This window comes from Rossellomorea aquimaris (genome assembly GCF_020171925.1).
Taxonomy (GTDB): Bacteria; Bacillota; Bacilli; order Bacillales; family Bacillaceae_B; genus Rossellomorea; species Rossellomorea aquimaris_F.
Genome location: NZ_JAIVAR010000006.1, coordinates 160,116 through 177,911, shown reverse-complemented (window position 1 = coordinate 177,911; position 17,796 = coordinate 160,116). Strand labels below are relative to the sequence as shown.

Here is a 17,796-nt window from a genome sequence, read left to right as displayed (position 1 = left end):
GAATATAGGATGGAGCAACAATCCTATCAAACAAAACATAGAAAAACGGCATTGGCCCTTTCCCTAATCCCAGGATTAGGTCAAATGTATCATAGACAATTTCTAAAAGGCGGATTCTTCCTAATCATGACAGCCGCTTTTATCCTTGTCTTTAGAGATTTGATCAGCTACGGATTATGGGGCATCACCACACTCGGAACTGACGTTTCTTACGGAGATCATTCCATTTTCTTAATGGTATATGGGATTCTCGCTATCATCGTTTGTATATTCGGGATTGGCTTCTATCTATTCAATCTCCGGGACGCTTATAAAAATGGGGAAAAGAGAGATAGAGGGGAAAAGCTTAGTACGATCCGTGAGCAATATCGGAATTTAGTGGATAACGGATTCCCATATCTGATTATGTCACCAGGGTTCCTGCTACTCGTATTCGTCGTCATTTTCCCGATCATTTTCGTAGTCTTGCTTGCATTCACAAACTATGATCTGTACCATTCGCCTCCAGCTAAGCTGGTCGATTGGGTAGGTATTCAAAACTTTGTCGATATTTTCAAGATTGATATTTGGAGAGAAACCTTCATCACGGTCCTTGCATGGACATTGGTTTGGACGTTCGGTGCTACAACCCTTCAAGTAGCGCTAGGGGTATTCCTGGCAATCCTTGTGAACCAGAAGGATCTTAAAGGGAAAGCCATCATCCGTACCGTCTTCATCCTGCCATGGGCCATCCCGGCTTTCGTTTCCATCCTGGTATTTGCAGGTATGTTCAATGAATCATTCGGTACAATCAACCGGGACATTCTTGGATTCTTCGGAATAGAAGGACTGCCGTGGATGACTGAACCAATGTATACTCGCCTAGCATTGATCGGTATTCAGGCTTGGCTTGGATTCCCGTTCATTTTTGCGATGACAACAGGGGTGCTGCAATCGATCCCGGATGAACTGTATGAAGCCGCAACGGTCGACGGGGCTTCTGCTTTCCAGAAATTCAAGAACATCACGCTGCCGCTTGTCCTATTTGCAACGGCGCCGATCATCATTACGCAGTATACGTTTAACTTCAATAACTTTAACGTCATATACTTGTTCAACGGCGGTGGTCCTGCTCTTACTGGACAAAATGCCGGTGGAACTGACATCCTGATTTCATGGATTTACAGTCTGACCATGACATCGGCACAATATTCGAAAGCTGCAGCCATAACATTGCTATTATCGATCATTGTCATAACCGTAGCAATCTGGCAATTCAAGAGAACGAAATCATTCCAAGAAGAGGATATGATGTAATATGAATACGAAGAGACAGAAACTCATACGCTTAACACTTTCATACGCGGTCATTGGAATCATGTTCGCCGTCATTCTTTACCCGGTTGCATGGATCATCGGTTCATCCTTCAACCCTGGACAAAGTCTATCAGGCTCATCCATCATTCCGAAGAATGCCACATTGGCGCACTACAAGGAGCTATTCGATATAAAAGAAAGCAACTATATGATCTGGTACTGGAATTCCTTGAAGGTCAGCCTGTCCACAATGGCGCTGACGGTTTTACTCGTCAGTTTAACGGCCTATTCATTCTCCCGTTACCGCTTTGCCGGGCGTAAGAATGGATTGATGACATTCCTGATCCTACAGATGATCCCGAACTTTGCGGCATTGATTGCCATTTTCGTATTGGCACTGTTAACGAATCTATTGGATACTCACATCGGATTGATCCTCGTGTACGTTGGCGGTCAAATCCCGATGAACACATGGCTCATGAAGGGATATCTTGATACAATCCCGAAAGAACTGGATGAGTCAGCGAAAATGGACGGGGCAGGACATTTGCGTATCTTCTTCCAAATCGTCATGCCGCTTGCAAAGCCGATCATCGCGGTAGTCGCACTGTTTTCATTCATTGCACCATTCGCGGACTTCATCATTGCCAGCATCCTGCTGCGTTCAGAAGAAATGTATACACTTCCGGTTGCACTATATGATATGGTCGCAAAGCAGTTCGGAGCTGAATTTACAACATTTGCGGCTGGTTCAGTATTGATTGCCGTACCGATTGCTCTATTATTCCTGTTCTTCCAGAAATACTTCGTTTCAGGATTGACGGCAGGGGGTACAAAGGGATAATCTTAAAGGCGTTACTAACTAGTGAGGAGGAGCGGAGATGAAAAGAAGAGTACTATCTCTCATTTTAGTCCCGTTTCTTCTTTTTTACGCCCTTCCGGTAGGTGCAGTTGAAAAAGAAGAACGCAAGTGGCAGGATGAATCAATTTATTTCTTGATGGTGGATCGCTTCAATAATGGCGATACAAGTAATGATAAGGATGTCAACACCCAAGATCCAAAGGCTTATCAGGGCGGTGATTTCCAAGGGGTCATCGACCGTCTGGACTATATCAAGGATATGGGCTTCACGGCAATATGGCTTACGCCGGTATTCGATAACCAGCCGATGGGATACCATGGATACTGGATCACTGATTTTTACAAGACCGAGGAACATTTCGGATCAATGGAAACATTCAAGAAGCTTGTTGATGAAGCACATAAGCGCGATATGAAAGTGGTCCTCGACTTTGTTGTCAACCATGTCGGGCCAGAACATCCCTGGGTGAGCGATCCGGAGAAGGAAGACTGGTTCCATGAGAAACAGCCAATGAATTTCTCCAATACAGAAAGCCTTCAAAACGCATGGTTGTATGATTTACCCGATTTAAACACAGAGAATCCTGAAGTGAAGGAATATCTATTCGATGCTGCTAAATGGTGGATCAAGGAAACGGATATAGACGGCTACAGACTTGATACGGTACGCCATGTCCCGCAGGCATTCTGGAAAGACTTCAGCAAAGAAGTTAAATCCGTCAAGGACGACTTTTATCTTCTTGGTGAAGTGTTTGACCGTGACCCACAAAAGATAGCAGAATATAATGATGTCGGCATCGATGGGTTCGTCAACGTTCCACAGGCGGAAGAGCTGCGTTCTGTGTTTACAAAACCGGACACATCCATGGACAGGTTGTTCAACTTCTGGAAGTATAATGAGACATTTTATGAAAACCCTGAAGTGATGGGGACATTCATAGATAATCATGATATGGAGCGCTTCACACGTCTGTTGGTGCAGGAAAAAGTATTTCCAGGTACACGTTGGAAGCTTGCATTGACGTATATGTATACAACACCCGGAATTCCGATTATCTACTACGGATCGGAAATCGCAGTTGATGGAGGGGAAGATCCTGATAATCGTCGACTGATGAATTTCCGTGCAGATAAAGAATTGATCGATTATATTTCAACCTTAGGCGAAATTCGTCAAGCGTATCCAGCTTTGACAAGAGGGACGATCGAGCCGCTCTATGAAAAAGGTGGAATGGGAATCTACAAGCGTACGTATGAAGATCAGACGATGGTCATTGCCATCAATAATTCAAGCGCCACCGAAGTTGTTGAACTTGGTTCGGAGGAACTTGCTGAGAATAAAGAGCTCAAAGGATTGATGACGAGTGATCTCGTCCGCAGTGATGATAATGGTAACTACAAGATTGCATTAGACCGTGAAGAGTCTGAAATATACTTACTGAAAGACAAGAGTGGCCTCAATATTCCATACCTGGTAGCACTAGGGACGGTTTACGCACTATTTCTGACTTTTATTTTTCTAGTTTGGAAACGGGGAAAAAACAAAAAGAATTCCTAATGACGAGGGCTCATTCAGGGCCCTTACGAATAAGGAATGATGAACAATGGCCGTTTGGAATGGAAGCGCTTATATTTTTAAGTTGTCATAGGAGGGGGGAGACGTCATGGCCGTTACGATCAAAGATGTGGCAAAACTTGCGAACGTAGCACCGTCAACCGTTTCTCGAGTGATTGCAAATAATCCCAGAATCAGTGAAAAAACAAAGCAAAGAGTCAGGGAAGCGATGGATCAGCTGGGGTATCATCCCAACTTCATCGCAAGAAGCTTGGCAAACCAGTCGACAAGGGTATTGGGACTGGTACTGCCGGGATCCGCAAGTACGTTCTCTCAGAATCCGTTCTTCCCGACTGTGCTCAGGGGATTGAGTGAAGGTGCGCATGAGAAGCAATACGCCCTTCAAATGACCACAGGGCAGTCGGAGGACGAGATTTATGAAGGTGTCGTGCAAATGGTTCAAGGCGGAAGGGTGGATGGAATCATCCTCCTATATTCCAAAGTGGAAGACAAGGTCATGAATTATTTGAAAGAGCGTAACTTTCCATTTGTCGTAGTCGGCAAACCGTATAAATTCAGTGAGGAAATCACTCACGTGGACAATGACAATTACCGGGCTACCAAGGAAGTGACGGAATATCTTTTGGAACTGGGTCATCAATGCATCGGATTCATCGGGGGGGATTTGAACCTGGTGGTGACTGTCGAGCGATTGCTTGGCTATGAGAAAGCTCTCAGGGATGCCGGTCTGAGCTTGAAAGATGAGTACATCATCCACGAGGAATTTCTCCGCGAAGGGGGAAGGGAAGCAATCAATGAACTCATGCAGCTTACCCACCCACCTACCGCATTGGTGGTCGCCGATGACCTGATGGCACTCGGAGTATTAAATACATTGGACGAAATGAACATATCGGTGCCGGAGGATATCTCGATCATCAGCTTCAATAACGTCTTGTTGGCAGAAATGTCACGACCGCCACTGACGTCGGTCGATATCAACATTTTCAGCTTGGGGAATGAAGCTGCGAAAAGCCTTATTCAGAAGGTGGAGAATCCGAAAGAACCGATTAAGCGGATCATCATTCCGCACGAAATCGTGAAGCGTGCATCATGCAGCAATAAAAGTAGGACTGAGGCGTAGTGTGTGCCTCGGTTTTTTTTATGGGATGGGTTTGTTTGTTTTAGCGTGTTGTTGATGATGAACAGGTTTCAGGCGAGGGTTGACGTGCAAGGTGAAGGAGGTCGTAGGTGAAGAGTGGCGGATGTGTGGCCTTGGAATGGGGGGAGGTTTTCGTCCGCCGCTTTTTAGGGGGAATTCTTGAAAGGGAACTATGATTGAAAGGGAACTATGGAATATTATGTGAGAGAATGTGTTTTTTGGAAGAGATTAGATGGTTTTTTCATAAAAGGGGGTGTTTTTCCTGAAAAGGTGGTTGCGTAGAAGGATTTTGACTGTATCAAGTGAGGGGGAATACTACTTTTTAACTTTTATGCTCCATTCGACAAAAAATATGCTCCAAATTCAGGATATATGCTCCAATTTCGAGTTTTATGCTCCTAATTACAAAAATATGCTCCAAAAGCAATCATTTATGCTCTGATTAGAATGATTCTAATCAGGAGTTGGCGAAGCCAGTGCCGCGTCCAGCCGAGAGACCAGGTATACCCAATAAGTTCCTGTCAACAATGTCCCATTCAGTGAAAAATCCACAAAAAAATTCTCACCCCTGAAAAATCGGCTCTCTTTTAATCAATGGACCCAAACACAACCCCCGATCCCCAATCCATGATTGGACCAAAACGCAAACCCCGATCCCCCCCAATCCATCAATGGACCCAAACACAAATCCCCAATCCAACATCATACCCGAACACTAAAACCATCAATTTACCCAAACAAACACAAAAAAAAGACCGGGTCCATAAACAACCCGGCCTCTCACTGTTACTACATCAAAAGCAAAATCACCAACACATCAGCCATTCACTACCGTACCACCGTTCACATGGATCATCTGACCCGACACATACGAGGAGTCATCGCTAGCAAGGTAAACATATGCTGGTGCAAGTTCAAATGGTTGTCCGGCTCTGCCCATCGGGGTATTGGCGCCGAACTGAGATACTTTGTCAGCATTGAAGGTGGATGGGATCAATGGTGTCCAGATCGGTCCCGGAGCCACGCCGTTAACGCGTATCCCCTTGGAAGCGATGTTCTCAGCAAGCGAACGAGTGAAGCTGACGATTGCCCCTTTTGTGGAAGAATAGTCGATCAGATCTTTATTTCCTTTGTATGCGGTAATGGATGCCGTATTGATGATGGAAGCCCCTTTTTTGAGATGGGGAAGAGCGGCCCTCGTTAGGTAGAACATCGAGAAGATATTGGTCTTGAACGTTCTTTCGAGCTGTTCATCGCTGATGTCCTCGAGTCCTTTCTGAGGATGCTGTTCGGCGGCATTGTTAACCAGGATATCCAGTTTTCCGAACTGGGAAATCACTTTTTTAATAATATCCGTACAGAATGTGGAACTTCCGATATCCCCTGATAGAAGCAAGCATTGGACGCCTTCTGCCTCAACTAGCTCCTTCGTTTTGGTGGCATCTTCGTGCTCATCGAGGTAAGAAATGGCTACATGTGCACCTTCACGCGCGAAATACCATGCAACAGAGCGGCCGATCCCGCTGTCCCCGCCTGAAATGAGGGCAACTTTCCCGTCTAGTTTGCCGCTACCTTTATATTGCTGATCAGTATGGATTGGCTGTGGATTCATTTCATCAGTTGTACCTGGCTGATGGTCCTGGTGCTGTGGTGGAAAGGTTGTTTTTCCGTTTTGTTGCTGGGTCAATTTGAACACTCCTTCTTGAATGTGATCCTCTTATCCTTTACTTAGAATAGTGTTTACCCGATAAGTGTAATTATTAACATGATTTCACGTCATGATATGGCTTTTGTAGAAAAGATCTGGACATGGTATTTACGTTATTTCATCATGCTTTCCGCTTTGTAGCCAACCATATTCATCAACCCTTTTGGCGATGAGTAAGGAGGGGCATAGCACGTTTCGATTTCCTGCAGTTGAATGACCGACAGTCCGCCTATGATGGCAGTTGAAAGGACATCGATTTGCTTGTCTACACCTTCGCCACCCGCAACGTTTCCCCCGAAAATCCGTCCGGTTTCAGGGCAGAAGTGGACGCGAACATAGACATCCTTGCTGCCCGGATAGTAACCGGCATGGGATTTTGCTTTATGCGTCACTGTTTTATAGTGTATTTTCCGTTTGATCAGTTCTTTCTCCCCATGTCCTGTAGAGGCAACGGTCATGTCGAATACTTTTGCAATCGCACAGCCAAGCATCCCCCTGAAAGGAACCGGAGTCCCTGTTATGTGTTTTGCCGCAATATATGATTGACGATGTGCCGGCCATGCAAGGGGTACTTGTTTGGGGCTGCCATCGATGAGGTCGAAGGATTCGACTACATCGCCTACTGCATAGATGGATGGGTCATCGGTCTGCATGTATTTGTTCACGGAAATCCCGCCTGATTCCCCGATTGAAAGTCCTGCATCATAGGCAATTTTATTAGTTGGTTTTATTCCCGTTGCGAGAATCACAAAATCTGCATGGATGACCGCACCGTCATCAAGCACCAGATCATTTTTTGGATGGACCCGATGAAGTCCAGTATTTAAGTGTAATTTCACGCCTTTTTCCGTCAGGTGCTGTTGAATGACTCCCGCTGTCTCTTCATCAATGACACTGAGCACGTGACTGGATCGTTCGATGATACTTGTCTCAATTCCCAGGTGGGTAAGGTTTTCGGCCATTTCGACCCCGATGAAGCCTCCACCTATGATGGCACCGGTTGTCGGCTTTTCATTTTGCAGATAGTCCTTTATCCTATCCATATCCCCAACGGTACGAAGGGTGAAAGAGTTGATGGACTCCAGTCCCTTTATATCTGGTTTGAAAGGTGTTGCCCCGGTGGCGATGACAAGTGCATCATAGACCTCTTCATACATGTCACCTTTAACGAGATCTTTGATGAAGAGTGTTTTCTTATCGCGATCGATGCGCAATGCTTCATGCTGCATCCTGACATCTATTTTCTTTTTTGCTTGTAACTTCTCTGGAGAGTAGGCAAATAAAGATTCCCGTTCCTGTATCACATCGCCAAGATAATAGGGCATCCCGCATGCACCATATGAAAGGAAGGGAGTCTTTTCAAGCAGGATGATTTCTGCGGCTTCATCTAATTTCCTCAATTGCGAAGCCGTCGTGGCGCCTCCGCCAACGGCTCCGATCACGATGATCTTTTTAGTCATTGTACTCCTCCGGTTATGTATATTTGGAAGACTCTTTTGGGTGATAGCATAAAGTGTTCGATCTTCCCTGGGTCCTAAAAGTATATAAAAAACCTGATGAGTATATTCTACCCACCAGGCTATGTAAGATAACATATTAACGGAAGTTTACAAACTGGACATCAATGGATAGATCAGCTTCCCTGACAGCAGAGATGATTTGTTGTAGGTCATCCTTGCTCTTCCCGGTAACGCGCACTTGATCATCCTGCACTTGGCTTTTGACTTTTACGCCTGAGTTCTTGATGAGTGTATTGATTTTCTTTGCATTTTCTTTATCGATCCCTTGTACCAATTTAGCTCTCTGACGTACGGTTCCACCGGAAGCACCTTCAAGTTTGCCGTAATCAAGGTTTTTGACCGGTACACTCCGTTTGATCAGTTTGCTTAACAGCACATCTTTCAGCTGGTTCATTTTAAACTCGTCATCCGAGACCAAGACAATTTCTTCCCCATCCAATTTAATATCACTTTTGCTTCCTTTGAAATCATAGCGCGTTTGGATTTCTTTCAGAGCGATTCCAATCGCATTGCTGACCTCCGACATTTCCACCTTCGAAACAATATCAAATGAACTTTCTTTCGCCATTTCCATTACCTCCATTGTCATTATCTTCTTTCATTATAGACAGCTGTTGTTATCTGCACAACTAATAGAAGATATAAGCTTATGTTGATGAAATGGAAACGCTAAGTAATCTAGTTGAGTTGAAGGCGGGTTACAGCGGTGAAGACTCTTGACGGACATCAACATCGGTATTTTTTCGACAAATTAAAAAGACCACCCTATTCAACAGGTGGTCTTGATTTAACGATTCAATCAGAATGTAGATCTAGAGATGGTCCGTTTTTTTGGAATAAGAGTTCTTTCCAGCTTTACGGTTCAGTTCTTTGATCTTGTTTTTTTCTTCATGAATGGCATTATTATCTTTCGCTTTTTTATCGTTATCAGATGTGTGCGGCATAGTATGACTCCCTTTCAATGGATGTATTCATTGTTAGTATGACTAAAAAAAGGGGAGTTTATGACCATTAACGAAGGAAAAATACCGCCAGTGTACCGGTTCCGGTATGAGAACCTATCGCGCATCCAATAATATTGATGTATACGTCCTTGGGTGAGAATTTCTCTTCGATCATCTTTTTCATTTCCATTGCGAGTTCCAAGTCGTCACCATGACTGATGCCGATTGTCTGCCCGGAGAGATCAGTTCCGCGCACTTCCATCAGCTCAAGGATTCTTCTCATCAGCTTCTTCTTTCCGCGTAGCTTCTCGATCGGTACCAGTTTCCCGTCTTCCACATGAAGAAGGGGCTTGATGTTGAGAAGGCCTCCGAGGAACGCCGATGCCTTTGAGACCCGCCCTCCTTTGGCGAGATAATCAAGATCTTCAACGGTGAAGAGATGTTCCATATGTTCGGCGTCATGGATGATGGTATCGATGATTTCTTGATGAGACTTGCCATTATTAAGGGCCCTCAATGCATTCTGAACCACCAGGCCATAGCCAAGTGAGGCACATTTGGAATCGATGATGGTAAGATCGAGTTCAGGGTATTCCTCTTTTACTTGATCCCTGATCATCACAGCTGTTTGATAGGTGCCTGACAGTTGGGATGAGAAGGCGATATAGATGCCTTTTTCACCTTTTTGGGCAAGATCCGAAAATGTCTTTAAGAAGCTTTCGGGGGAAACCTGGGATGTTTTGGGCATGTGGCCTTCACGGATTTTGTCAAAGACCTTTTTCGGTTCAATCGTGATAAGGTCTTCATAATCTTGTCCTTCGATATGTACTTTCAGAGGGAAGAAATCTATGTTGTCTTGATCGAAAAACTCTTTCGGGAGATCACTTGCGCTATCAGCAAATAATTTTACATTCATTTTTCTCATCCTTATCTTTCTTTACTTATAGCTTTAGTCTAGCTATTTTTCGTTGAAATGACAATCTATTCCTCTGTTTTATTGTGATACAAATCATTCAAAAAATATTTTTCAAAGAGATGAACTATCCAGAGAGTTTAGTTATGATATGTTGTGGAAGATAATTAAAGTACATAACAACATGGGAGGTATGTCATGAACAGGGATCATGTTCGTTTAGAATTAAAGAAGTTTGTGGTGGTTCTGATTGGTGCGGTATTGGGTGCCGTGGCGATGAACTTCTTCCTGATACCCGCAAATGTCTATGCCAGTGGATTTACCGGCATGGCACAGCTGTTATCAAGCATCATAACGGAATTTACTTCTTTTGAAGTATCAACAGGTATTTTATTATTCATCTTGAATATACCGGTGACGATCATCGGCTGGTTCAAGGTAGGTAAGTCCTTCACTGTGTACAGCTTTATTTCGGTTTTTCTCACATCATTCTTTCTAGAAATCATTCCGGTCATCCATTTATCACCGGATATCCTGCTCAATGCCGTATTTGGTGGGGTCATTGCGGCTGTCGGAGTTGGACTTACCTTGAAATGGGGGGCATCTACCGGTGGGATGGATATTATTGCAATGATCCTGTCGAGAATGAAAGATCGGCCAGTAGGGTCATATTTCTTCCTCATGAATGCGGTCATCATCATATCAGCCGGATTTTTATACGGATGGGAGAAGGCATTATATACACTCGTTACTCTCTATGCATCCACACGGGTCATAGACGCGATTCATACTCGTCATGAGAAATTGACTGCCATGATCATCACGAAAAAATCCCAGGAGTTAAGGGAAGCCATCCATTCAAAACTGATGAGAGGGATCACCACGGTACCTGCCAAGGGAGCTTTCTCAGGAGAAGAGAAGGAAATGATGATCATTGTCATATCCCGTTATGAGCTGTATGAACTGGAGCACACAATCAAAGAGGTCGACCCGAATGCATTCACGAATATTGTCCAAACGACCGGAATATTCGGCTTCTTCAGGAGAGACTGAAGGTCACAAAAAAGGTTGACCCTTTTGGGGTCAACCTTTTACTTTATTGAAGAGTATTCAACTCATCTTGAAGGGCGTGTAATTGGCTCTGTTCTGCTACATTACTGTTGGCATATGCAGAAGATAAGGCATTCTTTGCCTTTGTTACAGATGCAGCGGGATCGCCGCCTGCAGCGTTCGCCTGTTTGGCCTCGTTGACCGCTTGACGGGCTTGCCTGAATAGTGAATTACTCATCTTATATTCCTCCCGAAGAAGAGTTTTCCACTTTCGATGACAGTTTATTAGCCTCTGCCTCTGCATAGGTTAAATGATAAGGGATACGCTCATCATGTTTATCCACGGCAATCTTACCTTGTTGAACAAATCTCTTCGATTTATTTCTACCCAATGCAACCACCCCTTTTCAAGCTTAAACACCATATAAGTGTTCTCTTGTAGTATGGCTTAGAAAGGAGAGCTTTAAAGCGAAAAAAAATTCCCACTCCTGCCATTAAAGGTCAAAGCGTTTTTGCAGGTAGCGCCCGATGCCGTCCTCTTCGTTTGTTAATGTAATTTCGTTCGCAATATCCTTTAATTCAGTGATGGCATTCCCCATCGCAACGCCTGTTCCGGCATATTGCAGCATTTCCAGATCATTGTCTTCGTCCCCGAAAGCGATGATCCGCTCTTGTGGGATGTTTAAATGTGAAGCGACCTTTTCGATCCCGACGGCTTTATTCAGGCCGGACTTCACGATTTCAATGACGTGCCATGGTGCTGCCCATCTGCGGTGATCAATTACTTCAGCATGTACTTTATCCAAATGCGCACGGATTTCCTTCACATCTTTTTCCTCTGCATGAATTAACATTGATGTGGGATCTTCCGATAAGAAATCTCTGATATCACCTGTTGAAATGGATGGTTCACCCATCATGAATACATCGATCAGCTTTTCATCATGGTAATGAAGATAAACATCATCCTTCACTTCAGCAATGATATTTCGAAACGGGAAATCATGACATGCTTCAATGATCTTCTTTGATACTTCAAGGTCCATAGGGGAGTGGATCGCCTCCCAGTTTTTATCGCCCGGGTGATGGACGAGGGCACCGTTAAAGTTTACGATCGGTGTCACGAGGTTCATTTGTTTATAATAAATTTCACTTGCACGAAATGGACGGCCGGTGGCAATCATGACTTCATGTCCTTGTCTTCTGGCTTGTGTAAGGGTATGGAGGGTACTGGTGGAGATCTTCTTTTCATCCGTCAGCAGTGTGCCGTCCAAGTCTAATACAATCAAGTGCTTTTCGTGTGAGTTCATATCAAGTTACTCCAATTCTCTAGTATGGTGTTGAATGGGATGTGATACATGAATAGTGTATAAAGGATCAGTGAATGCTGTCCATAGCGTAGGGTTGAAATTAATGATTTATTTACAATGAGTCGAGCATTTCCCCTTACCCTTGTCCAATCAAATTTCACTGACTGCCTGAGGTTTAATTATTATACATACTGTAAATTCTAGGATATCATAATAAGGTGATAAGCGTACAGGAGGGAGCAAGAGAACATGATTGTAGTCGAGAAGTCCAGCATACAAGATATACCCTATCTTCATCTTGTGAAAGAAGAGGGGATCGGTCATCCTTTGCCCCTGTGCTTTTTTATACATGGCTTTACAAGCGCCAAAGAGCATAATCTACATTATGCTTATTACTTGGCTGAAAAAGGCTTCAGGGTAGTGCTTCCTGATTGTCTGGAACATGGAGAAAGGGCAACCGGGAAAACAGAGGAGGAATTGGGCGGTGTATTCTGGAAGATTGTATTGAACACCATTCATGAACTTTCAATTTTGAAAAGTCATTTTGAAGAAGAAGGACTAGTGGTTGATCATGGCATAGGGGTTGCGGGTACATCCATGGGAGGTATTGTCACACTGGGTGCATTGACGCAATATGAATGGATTTCGTCAGCCGTATCCCTGATGGGGAACCCATCATATGTTAAGTTTGCCAAAGCGCAGCTGGAGTACCTGAAATCTTCAGGATACGAGCTTCCATTCAGCGAAGGGGAAGTCAGCGCGATTCTGGATGAGCTGTCTTACTATGACCTGAGTCTGCAGCCGGAGAAATTGAACGGTAGACCGCTGATGTTCTGGCATGGGAAAAAAGACAAGGTCGTCCCTTTCCATTTGACAGAGGAATTCTATAAGAGTATCTTGCCGGCATACGAGGGGAATGAGAATAACATCCTATTCATTGCAGATGAGAGAGCCGATCATAAGGTTTCAAGAGAAGGTGTGAAGAAGCTGGTCGAATGGTTCGAGAAACACTTATCAGCCTAACTCTTTGTCTTCATGGTGTATCTTTGATAAGATGGGTAACAGGAAGTATTGTAAAGGAGTGTGTGCAACAATGGATCAAGATCTTAAAGATAATCTGATGGGTGCACTTGAACAAGTAGTGGACCCGGAACTTGGCATAGACATCGTTAACTTAGGATTGGTATACGATGTGGATTTAGACGAAGAGGGCAAGGCGACAGTCACGATGACTTTGACTTCGATGGGCTGCCCACTTGCAGGCACAATCGTCGACCAAGTGAAGGCGGCATTAAGTGACATCCCTGAAGTCAAGGAAACGGAAGTCGACATCGTCTGGAATCCACCTTGGAGCAAGGACAAGATGTCCAGATATGCAAAGATCGCACTTGGCATCACCTGATTTAGATATCAGCACAACGGTTCAAATCGAAAAAAACTACCCATCCAGAGCGCTGGATGGGTAGTTTTTATTTTGTACAAGGTTAAAACATCTTATATGAAAATGACGACCAGTATCCCTACCGTCAAGCAATAAAATGCAAAATATTTCAGGTTTCCTTTGGCCATGATGTTCATGAACCATTTCAAGGAGAAATAAGATGCTACCAGTGATCCTAAAAACGCCAGGATATAAGGAACGGTCATGGATGCAGCCGGAGGCGTTTCGATCAGATCCTTGATTCCGAGCAGCATGACCCCGAAGCTGACTGGTATGTACAGCAAAAAGGAGTATCGAAGCGCCGTTTCTGACTTCATCCCGCGCGCCATGGCCGCTACGATTGTGGCACCTGAACGGCTGATTCCCGGTATGAGCGCAACTGCCTGGGCAAGACCAATGATCAAGGCATCTTTCACATTCAGATCACCATCGTTCTTTCTACCCCTAAGGTTTCTGATCAGCCATAAGGCTGTACCAGTGATGATCAGGGTGATTCCGATCGTCATGACTCCGGACAAGTGCTCCTCAATCACATCACCGAATAAAACACCGATCACACCAGCTGGGATCGTACCGATGATTAAATAGACTATAAAGTGAAAATCACGTTTATTTTCAGGCGTTTTTTCTTTGAAATAGCCCAACCCATTCACGATGAGGCGCCAAATGTCTTCCCGATAAACCAATAATACGGCAAAAAGGGAAGCGGTATTCACTAGAATTTCAAATGTCAAGCCTGGCTCTTCAATACCGAGGAAGTATTGAGCAAGGACCAGGTGTCCGCTTGATGAAATGGGAATCGGTTCCGTAAAACCTTGAAAAATCCCCAGGAATAAATACTTCAATATCAGTAAGAAATCCATTACATATCCTCCAAATCTAAAATCTTCACATTTTTTTATTTAACACCAATAAGTGACAAGCTGTAAAGCGTTTTTCCGAATGTTAATCAAACCGTAATGGAATGGACATGAATATCCCTTCTTATGGCATGCATGAACCGTGAGAGGAAGAAGAAAATAAAAGGGAAGCCTTGCTTCAAGAAAGAGGAGGGATCACGATGGGACAACCAAGACATTTCAAGGGTGGCGAAAAAGCTCCCAATAATGGGATTTACATTGAAATTGGTGAAACCGGAAGCAATGTCAATAATCCTCAGAAGTTAAAGATGAAAGCGGGAGATCGTTTTCCTGAGAATTCAAACCATAATCGTCATTGGACCTATATGAGAAAGCCTTAATCAATGGCTTGATGGAACAAGGATTTCCCTGTTGTGGTGAATCCTTGTTCTTTTTTGTTTTCGGCACCATGGCAGTGGCATAGGTCAGGAATGTAGACATTATTTTTTGAATTCATAAGTGATAAAGAGATATAATAAACCTAAAGGTCAATAAAGGTCAAAAGAGGTGAGGAGCATTGAATATCGATCATATGACGTATAGCGTCGGAGAAGGGCTTGCAGCGGCCGGTGAGCTCTCGAAAGAATATCAGCATACCGATATCCGCATCCTTCATTTATGGAAGGCACTCATGCAGAAACAGGAAGGATTGCTTTCCTCCATCTATGAGAAAGCGGGTGTAAAACAAAGTGCTTTGGATGATTACCTGCAACGGAAACTGAAGGAGTTGCCAGCAGTTGAAGGAGAAGGTGTCAGGTACGGCCAATACTTGTCGAATGATCTACACCAATTGTTTCATGATGGTGAGAAGCTTCAAAAACAATGGGGGGATGATTATCTATCCATCGAGCATTTGATTCTAGGGCTGTATAAGCAACCCAACCATCCCATCACAGAGTATTTAAAGGGGCAGGGAATCGGTGAAGTGCTTGTCAGGGAAATCATAAACATGATAAGAGGAGGAAAGAAAGTGGATTCGCAAAACCCGGAGGTTACATATGAAGCATTGAAGAAATACGGTAGGGACTTGGTAGCTGAAGTCAAGTCGGGTAGGATCGATCCTGTGATCGGCAGGGATTCTGAAATCCGGAATGTCATCCGGATCCTTTCGAGAAAAACTAAGAACAATCCCGTACTGATCGGAGAACCTGGTGTAGGGAAGACGGCAATCGTCGAAGGACTTGCGCAAAGGATTGTCAGAAAGGACGTTCCGGAAGGGCTTAAAGAGAAAACGATATTCGAACTCGATATGAGCGCACTCGTGGCTGGGGCAAAATTCCGGGGTGAATTTGAAGAGCGATTAAAGGCCGTGCTGACAGAAGTGAAAAAGAGTGAAGGGAAAATCCTTCTATTCATTGATGAGCTGCACACGATTGTCGGGGCGGGCAAAACAGAAGGTGCCATGGATGCCGGGAACATTTTGAAGCCGATGCTTGCCAGGGGAGAGCTCCATTGTATCGGTGCCACCACCCTGAATGAGTACCGGAAATACATTGAAAAAGACCCTGCACTGGAGCGCCGCTTCCAACAAGTGCTGGTACAGGAACCGAATGTAGAGGACACGGTATCCATTTTAAGGGGGCTGAAAGAAAGGTTTGAGATCCATCATGGCGTAAATATCCACGATCGGGCAATCGTGGCTGCTGCGGGACTTTCAGACCGGTATATCTCGGATCGATTCCTTCCTGATAAAGCCATTGATCTGATTGATGAAGCGTGTGCCATGATCAGGACCGAAATTGATTCGATGCCTTCCGAACTGGATGAGGTGACGCGCAGAGTCATGCAATTGGAAATTGAAGAAGCGGCATTGACGAAAGAAAAAGATCAACAAAGTCTCGAGAGGTTAGACCTTATCAGAAGAGATCTAAGCAACCTGAAAGAAAAAGCTGATACCATGAAGCTTAGATGGCTGAAAGAGAAAGAGAGCATTGCGGTGGTTCAGGAGAAAAGGGAAGAACTGGAGAAGCTGAGACGTTCTCTTGAAGAAGCGGAGAATGATTACGACTTGAATAAAGCTGCCGAACTACGCCACGGCAGGATCCCTGCGATGGAAAAGGAACTTCGCGAAGTGGAGAAGGAAATGATGAAGGAGCAAGAGGGAAGGCTCTTAAGAGAAGAAGTAACAGAAGAAGAGGTAGCAAGCATTGTAGCCAGATGGACGGGGATCCCTGTGACGAAATTGGTTGAAGGCGAAAGGGAAAAGCTATTGAAGCTGGATGCATTATTGCATGAGCGTGTCATCGGCCAACATGAGGCAGTCGAGCTTGTGAGTGATGCAGTGATTCGTGCAAGGGCAGGCATAAAAGACCCGAACCGACCGATTGGATCATTCATATTCCTTGGGCCGACAGGTGTGGGGAAGACTGAACTTGCAAAGACACTGGCAAATACACTATTTGATAGCGAAGAACAGATGATCAGGATCGATATGTCAGAATATATGGAGAAGCATGCGGTGTCAAGACTAGTCGGTGCTCCTCCCGGTTATGTAGGATACGAAGAAGGCGGTCAGCTGACAGAGGCCATCAGAAGAAAGCCTTATTCAGTGATCTTGCTTGATGAAATCGAAAAGGCACATCCTGATGTGTTCAACATCTTACTTCAAATGCTCGATGACGGACGCATCACGGATTCTCAAGGACGGACCGTCGATTGTAAAAACACCGTCATCATTATGACCTCGAACATTGGGTCCTCTTATCTGCTGGAAAGGAATAAGGGGGAAGAAGAGATTGATGCAGAAACAAAGGAGAATGTCATGAAGCAGTTGAGAGGTTCATTCAGGCCGGAATTCCTGAACCGAGTTGATGACATCGTCTTATTCAAGCCACTCAGTATCGGTAATATTAAAGGGATCATCGAAAAACTGTTGAAAGAATTGCAATCACGCTTGGAAGAACAGCAGATTAAATTAAACATGACGGAACAAGCGAAAGAGTTCATTGCCCATGCAGGATATGATCCCGTCTATGGTGCCCGTCCACTGAAAAGATATATGCAGAAAGAAATCGAAACGAAGCTTGCGAGGGAATTGATTGCGGGCAATATAGGGATCAATCAGGACGTCCTGATAGACATAGGTAATGATGGCCTGATTTTAGTGAATTGATAAGATCGGTTTTCCGACTTAATG

General features: G+C 44.4%; 18 protein-coding genes. 9 read left to right on the top strand and 9 right to left on the bottom strand.

What is annotated here, in order from left to right; all coding sequences use genetic code 11:
- The first annotated feature begins 9 nt into the window (after positions 1 to 9).
- The 4 genes from LCM10_RS17450 (at position 10) to LCM10_RS17435 (ending at position 4,857) form a co-directional block, all read left to right on the top strand.
- Entirely contained in the window at positions 10 to 1,296 is a 1,287-nt protein-coding gene (locus tag LCM10_RS17450) for a carbohydrate ABC transporter permease (RefSeq protein WP_224877563.1), read from the top strand.
- Between the two features lies 1 nt (position 1,297).
- A complete protein-coding gene (locus LCM10_RS17445; RefSeq protein ID WP_224877562.1) occupies positions 1,298 to 2,140 on the top strand; it encodes a sugar ABC transporter permease in 843 nt (280 codons plus the stop codon).
- A 37-nt stretch (positions 2,141 to 2,177) separates the two neighbouring features.
- On the top strand, positions 2,178 to 3,716 hold the full coding sequence (locus tag LCM10_RS17440; protein WP_224877561.1) for an alpha-amylase family glycosyl hydrolase: 1,539 nt from the start codon (positions 2,178 to 2,180) through the stop codon (positions 3,714 to 3,716).
- Between the two features lie 106 nt (positions 3,717 to 3,822).
- Positions 3,823 to 4,857, top strand: coding sequence for a LacI family DNA-binding transcriptional regulator (locus LCM10_RS17435; RefSeq protein WP_224877560.1), 1,035 nt, complete (start codon positions 3,823 to 3,825; stop codon positions 4,855 to 4,857).
- An 835-nt stretch (positions 4,858 to 5,692) separates the two neighbouring features.
- Here the strand turns inward: LCM10_RS17435 and LCM10_RS17430 are convergent.
- The 5 genes from LCM10_RS17430 to LCM10_RS17410 form a co-directional block, all read right to left on the bottom strand.
- Positions 5,693 to 6,562, bottom strand: a complete 870-nt coding sequence (locus LCM10_RS17430) for an SDR family oxidoreductase (protein ID WP_224877559.1) — start codon at positions 6,560 to 6,562, stop codon at positions 5,693 to 5,695.
- 134 nt (positions 6,563 to 6,696) lie between these two features.
- The gene (locus LCM10_RS17425; protein ID WP_224877558.1) at positions 6,697 to 8,043 is read right to left on the bottom strand and encodes a CoA-disulfide reductase; all 1,347 of its coding nucleotides are present in this window, start codon (positions 8,041 to 8,043) and stop codon (positions 6,697 to 6,699) included.
- A gap of 136 nt (positions 8,044 to 8,179) precedes the next feature.
- The gene (locus LCM10_RS17420; RefSeq protein WP_224877557.1) at positions 8,180 to 8,671 is read right to left on the bottom strand and encodes a YajQ family cyclic di-GMP-binding protein; all 492 of its coding nucleotides are present in this window, start codon (positions 8,669 to 8,671) and stop codon (positions 8,180 to 8,182) included.
- 244 nt (positions 8,672 to 8,915) lie between these two features.
- Positions 8,916 to 9,047, bottom strand: coding sequence for a DUF3941 domain-containing protein (locus LCM10_RS17415; protein ID WP_224877556.1), 132 nt, complete (start codon positions 9,045 to 9,047; stop codon positions 8,916 to 8,918).
- Between the two features lie 67 nt (positions 9,048 to 9,114).
- On the bottom strand, positions 9,115 to 9,963 hold the full coding sequence (locus tag LCM10_RS17410; protein ID WP_224877555.1) for a DegV family protein: 849 nt from the start codon (positions 9,961 to 9,963) through the stop codon (positions 9,115 to 9,117).
- Between the two features lie 195 nt (positions 9,964 to 10,158).
- On the opposite strand from LCM10_RS17410, the gene LCM10_RS17405 reads away from it, so the two are divergent.
- Positions 10,159 to 11,013: a YitT family protein gene (locus LCM10_RS17405; RefSeq protein WP_224877554.1), complete on the top strand. Its 855-nt coding sequence runs from the start codon at positions 10,159 to 10,161 to the stop codon at positions 11,011 to 11,013.
- A 43-nt stretch (positions 11,014 to 11,056) separates the two neighbouring features.
- On the opposite strand, the gene LCM10_RS17400 is transcribed toward LCM10_RS17405, so the two are convergent.
- The 3 genes from LCM10_RS17400 to LCM10_RS17390 all read right to left on the bottom strand — a co-directional run bounded on the left by LCM10_RS17400 (position 11,057) and on the right by LCM10_RS17390 (position 12,320).
- Complete coding sequence (locus LCM10_RS17400) at positions 11,057 to 11,248, bottom strand: DUF3813 domain-containing protein (RefSeq protein ID WP_224877553.1); 192 nt, start codon at positions 11,246 to 11,248, stop codon at positions 11,057 to 11,059.
- A gap of 1 nt (position 11,249) precedes the next feature.
- Positions 11,250 to 11,402 (bottom strand): hypothetical protein, encoded by a 153-nt coding sequence (locus LCM10_RS17395; protein WP_224877552.1) that lies wholly within the window; start codon positions 11,400 to 11,402, stop codon positions 11,250 to 11,252.
- Positions 11,403 to 11,504: 102 nt separating this feature from the next.
- A complete protein-coding gene (locus LCM10_RS17390) occupies positions 11,505 to 12,320 on the bottom strand; it encodes a Cof-type HAD-IIB family hydrolase (protein ID WP_224877551.1) in 816 nt (271 codons plus the stop codon).
- 249 nt (positions 12,321 to 12,569) lie between these two features.
- Here LCM10_RS17390 and LCM10_RS17385 point away from each other — a divergent pair, with 249 nt between their 5' ends.
- Together LCM10_RS17385 and LCM10_RS17380 are read left to right on the top strand one after the other, a co-directional pair.
- Positions 12,570 to 13,343 carry a prolyl oligopeptidase family serine peptidase gene (locus LCM10_RS17385; RefSeq protein WP_224877550.1) on the top strand — a complete coding sequence of 258 codons (774 nt, stop codon included), beginning with the start codon at positions 12,570 to 12,572 and terminating at the stop codon, positions 13,341 to 13,343.
- A 70-nt stretch (positions 13,344 to 13,413) separates the two neighbouring features.
- Entirely contained in the window at positions 13,414 to 13,722 is a 309-nt protein-coding gene (locus LCM10_RS17380) for a metal-sulfur cluster assembly factor (RefSeq protein ID WP_175988393.1), read from the top strand.
- Between the two features lie 92 nt (positions 13,723 to 13,814).
- On the opposite strand, the gene LCM10_RS17375 is transcribed toward LCM10_RS17380, so the two are convergent.
- Positions 13,815 to 14,624, bottom strand: coding sequence for an undecaprenyl-diphosphate phosphatase (locus LCM10_RS17375; RefSeq protein ID WP_224877549.1), 810 nt, complete (start codon positions 14,622 to 14,624; stop codon positions 13,815 to 13,817).
- 197 nt (positions 14,625 to 14,821) lie between these two features.
- Between LCM10_RS17375 and LCM10_RS17370 the strand changes: the two genes are divergently transcribed.
- Together LCM10_RS17370 and clpB are read left to right on the top strand one after the other, a co-directional pair.
- Positions 14,822 to 15,001: a YjzC family protein gene (locus LCM10_RS17370; protein WP_224877548.1), complete on the top strand. Its 180-nt coding sequence runs from the start codon at positions 14,822 to 14,824 to the stop codon at positions 14,999 to 15,001.
- Positions 15,002 to 15,177: 176 nt separating this feature from the next.
- A complete protein-coding gene (clpB, locus tag LCM10_RS17365) occupies positions 15,178 to 17,772 on the top strand; it encodes an ATP-dependent chaperone ClpB (protein ID WP_224877547.1) in 2,595 nt (864 codons plus the stop codon).
- The last annotated feature ends 24 nt before the right edge of the window (positions 17,773 to 17,796 follow it).

Bases quoted from the DNA above. Each gene is read 5' to 3' on its own strand.
- LCM10_RS17400 (WP_224877553.1), bottom strand. From the start codon at position 11,248: ATGAGTAATTCACTATTCAGGCAAGCCCGTCAAGCGGTCAACGAGGCC.
- LCM10_RS17410 (WP_224877555.1), bottom strand. From the start codon at position 9,963: ATGAATGTAAAATTATTTGCTGATAGCGCAAGTGATCTCCCGAAAGAG.
- LCM10_RS17380 (WP_175988393.1), top strand. From the start codon at position 13,414: ATGGATCAAGATCTTAAAGATAATCTGATGGGTGCACTTGAACAAGTA.
- LCM10_RS17405 (WP_224877554.1), top strand. From the start codon at position 10,159: ATGAACAGGGATCATGTTCGTTTAGAATTAAAGAAGTTTGTGGTGGTT.
- LCM10_RS17390 (WP_224877551.1), bottom strand. From the start codon at position 12,320: ATGAACTCACACGAAAAGCACTTGATTGTATTAGACTTGGACGGCACA.
- LCM10_RS17370 (WP_224877548.1), top strand. From the start codon at position 14,822: ATGGGACAACCAAGACATTTCAAGGGTGGCGAAAAAGCTCCCAATAAT.
- LCM10_RS17425 (WP_224877558.1), bottom strand. From the start codon at position 8,043: ATGACTAAAAAGATCATCGTGATCGGAGCCGTTGGCGGAGGCGCCACG.
- LCM10_RS17420 (WP_224877557.1), bottom strand. From the start codon at position 8,671: ATGGCGAAAGAAAGTTCATTTGATATTGTTTCGAAGGTGGAAATGTCG.
- LCM10_RS17415 (WP_224877556.1), bottom strand. From the start codon at position 9,047: ATGCCGCACACATCTGATAACGATAAAAAAGCGAAAGATAATAATGCC.
- LCM10_RS17385 (WP_224877550.1), top strand. From the start codon at position 12,570: ATGATTGTAGTCGAGAAGTCCAGCATACAAGATATACCCTATCTTCAT.
- LCM10_RS17435 (WP_224877560.1), top strand. From the start codon at position 3,823: ATGGCCGTTACGATCAAAGATGTGGCAAAACTTGCGAACGTAGCACCG.
- LCM10_RS17440 (WP_224877561.1), top strand. From the start codon at position 2,178: ATGAAAAGAAGAGTACTATCTCTCATTTTAGTCCCGTTTCTTCTTTTT.
- LCM10_RS17450 (WP_224877563.1), top strand. From the start codon at position 10: ATGGAGCAACAATCCTATCAAACAAAACATAGAAAAACGGCATTGGCC.
- LCM10_RS17445 (WP_224877562.1), top strand. From the start codon at position 1,298: ATGAATACGAAGAGACAGAAACTCATACGCTTAACACTTTCATACGCG.
- LCM10_RS17375 (WP_224877549.1), bottom strand. From the start codon at position 14,624: ATGGATTTCTTACTGATATTGAAGTATTTATTCCTGGGGATTTTTCAA.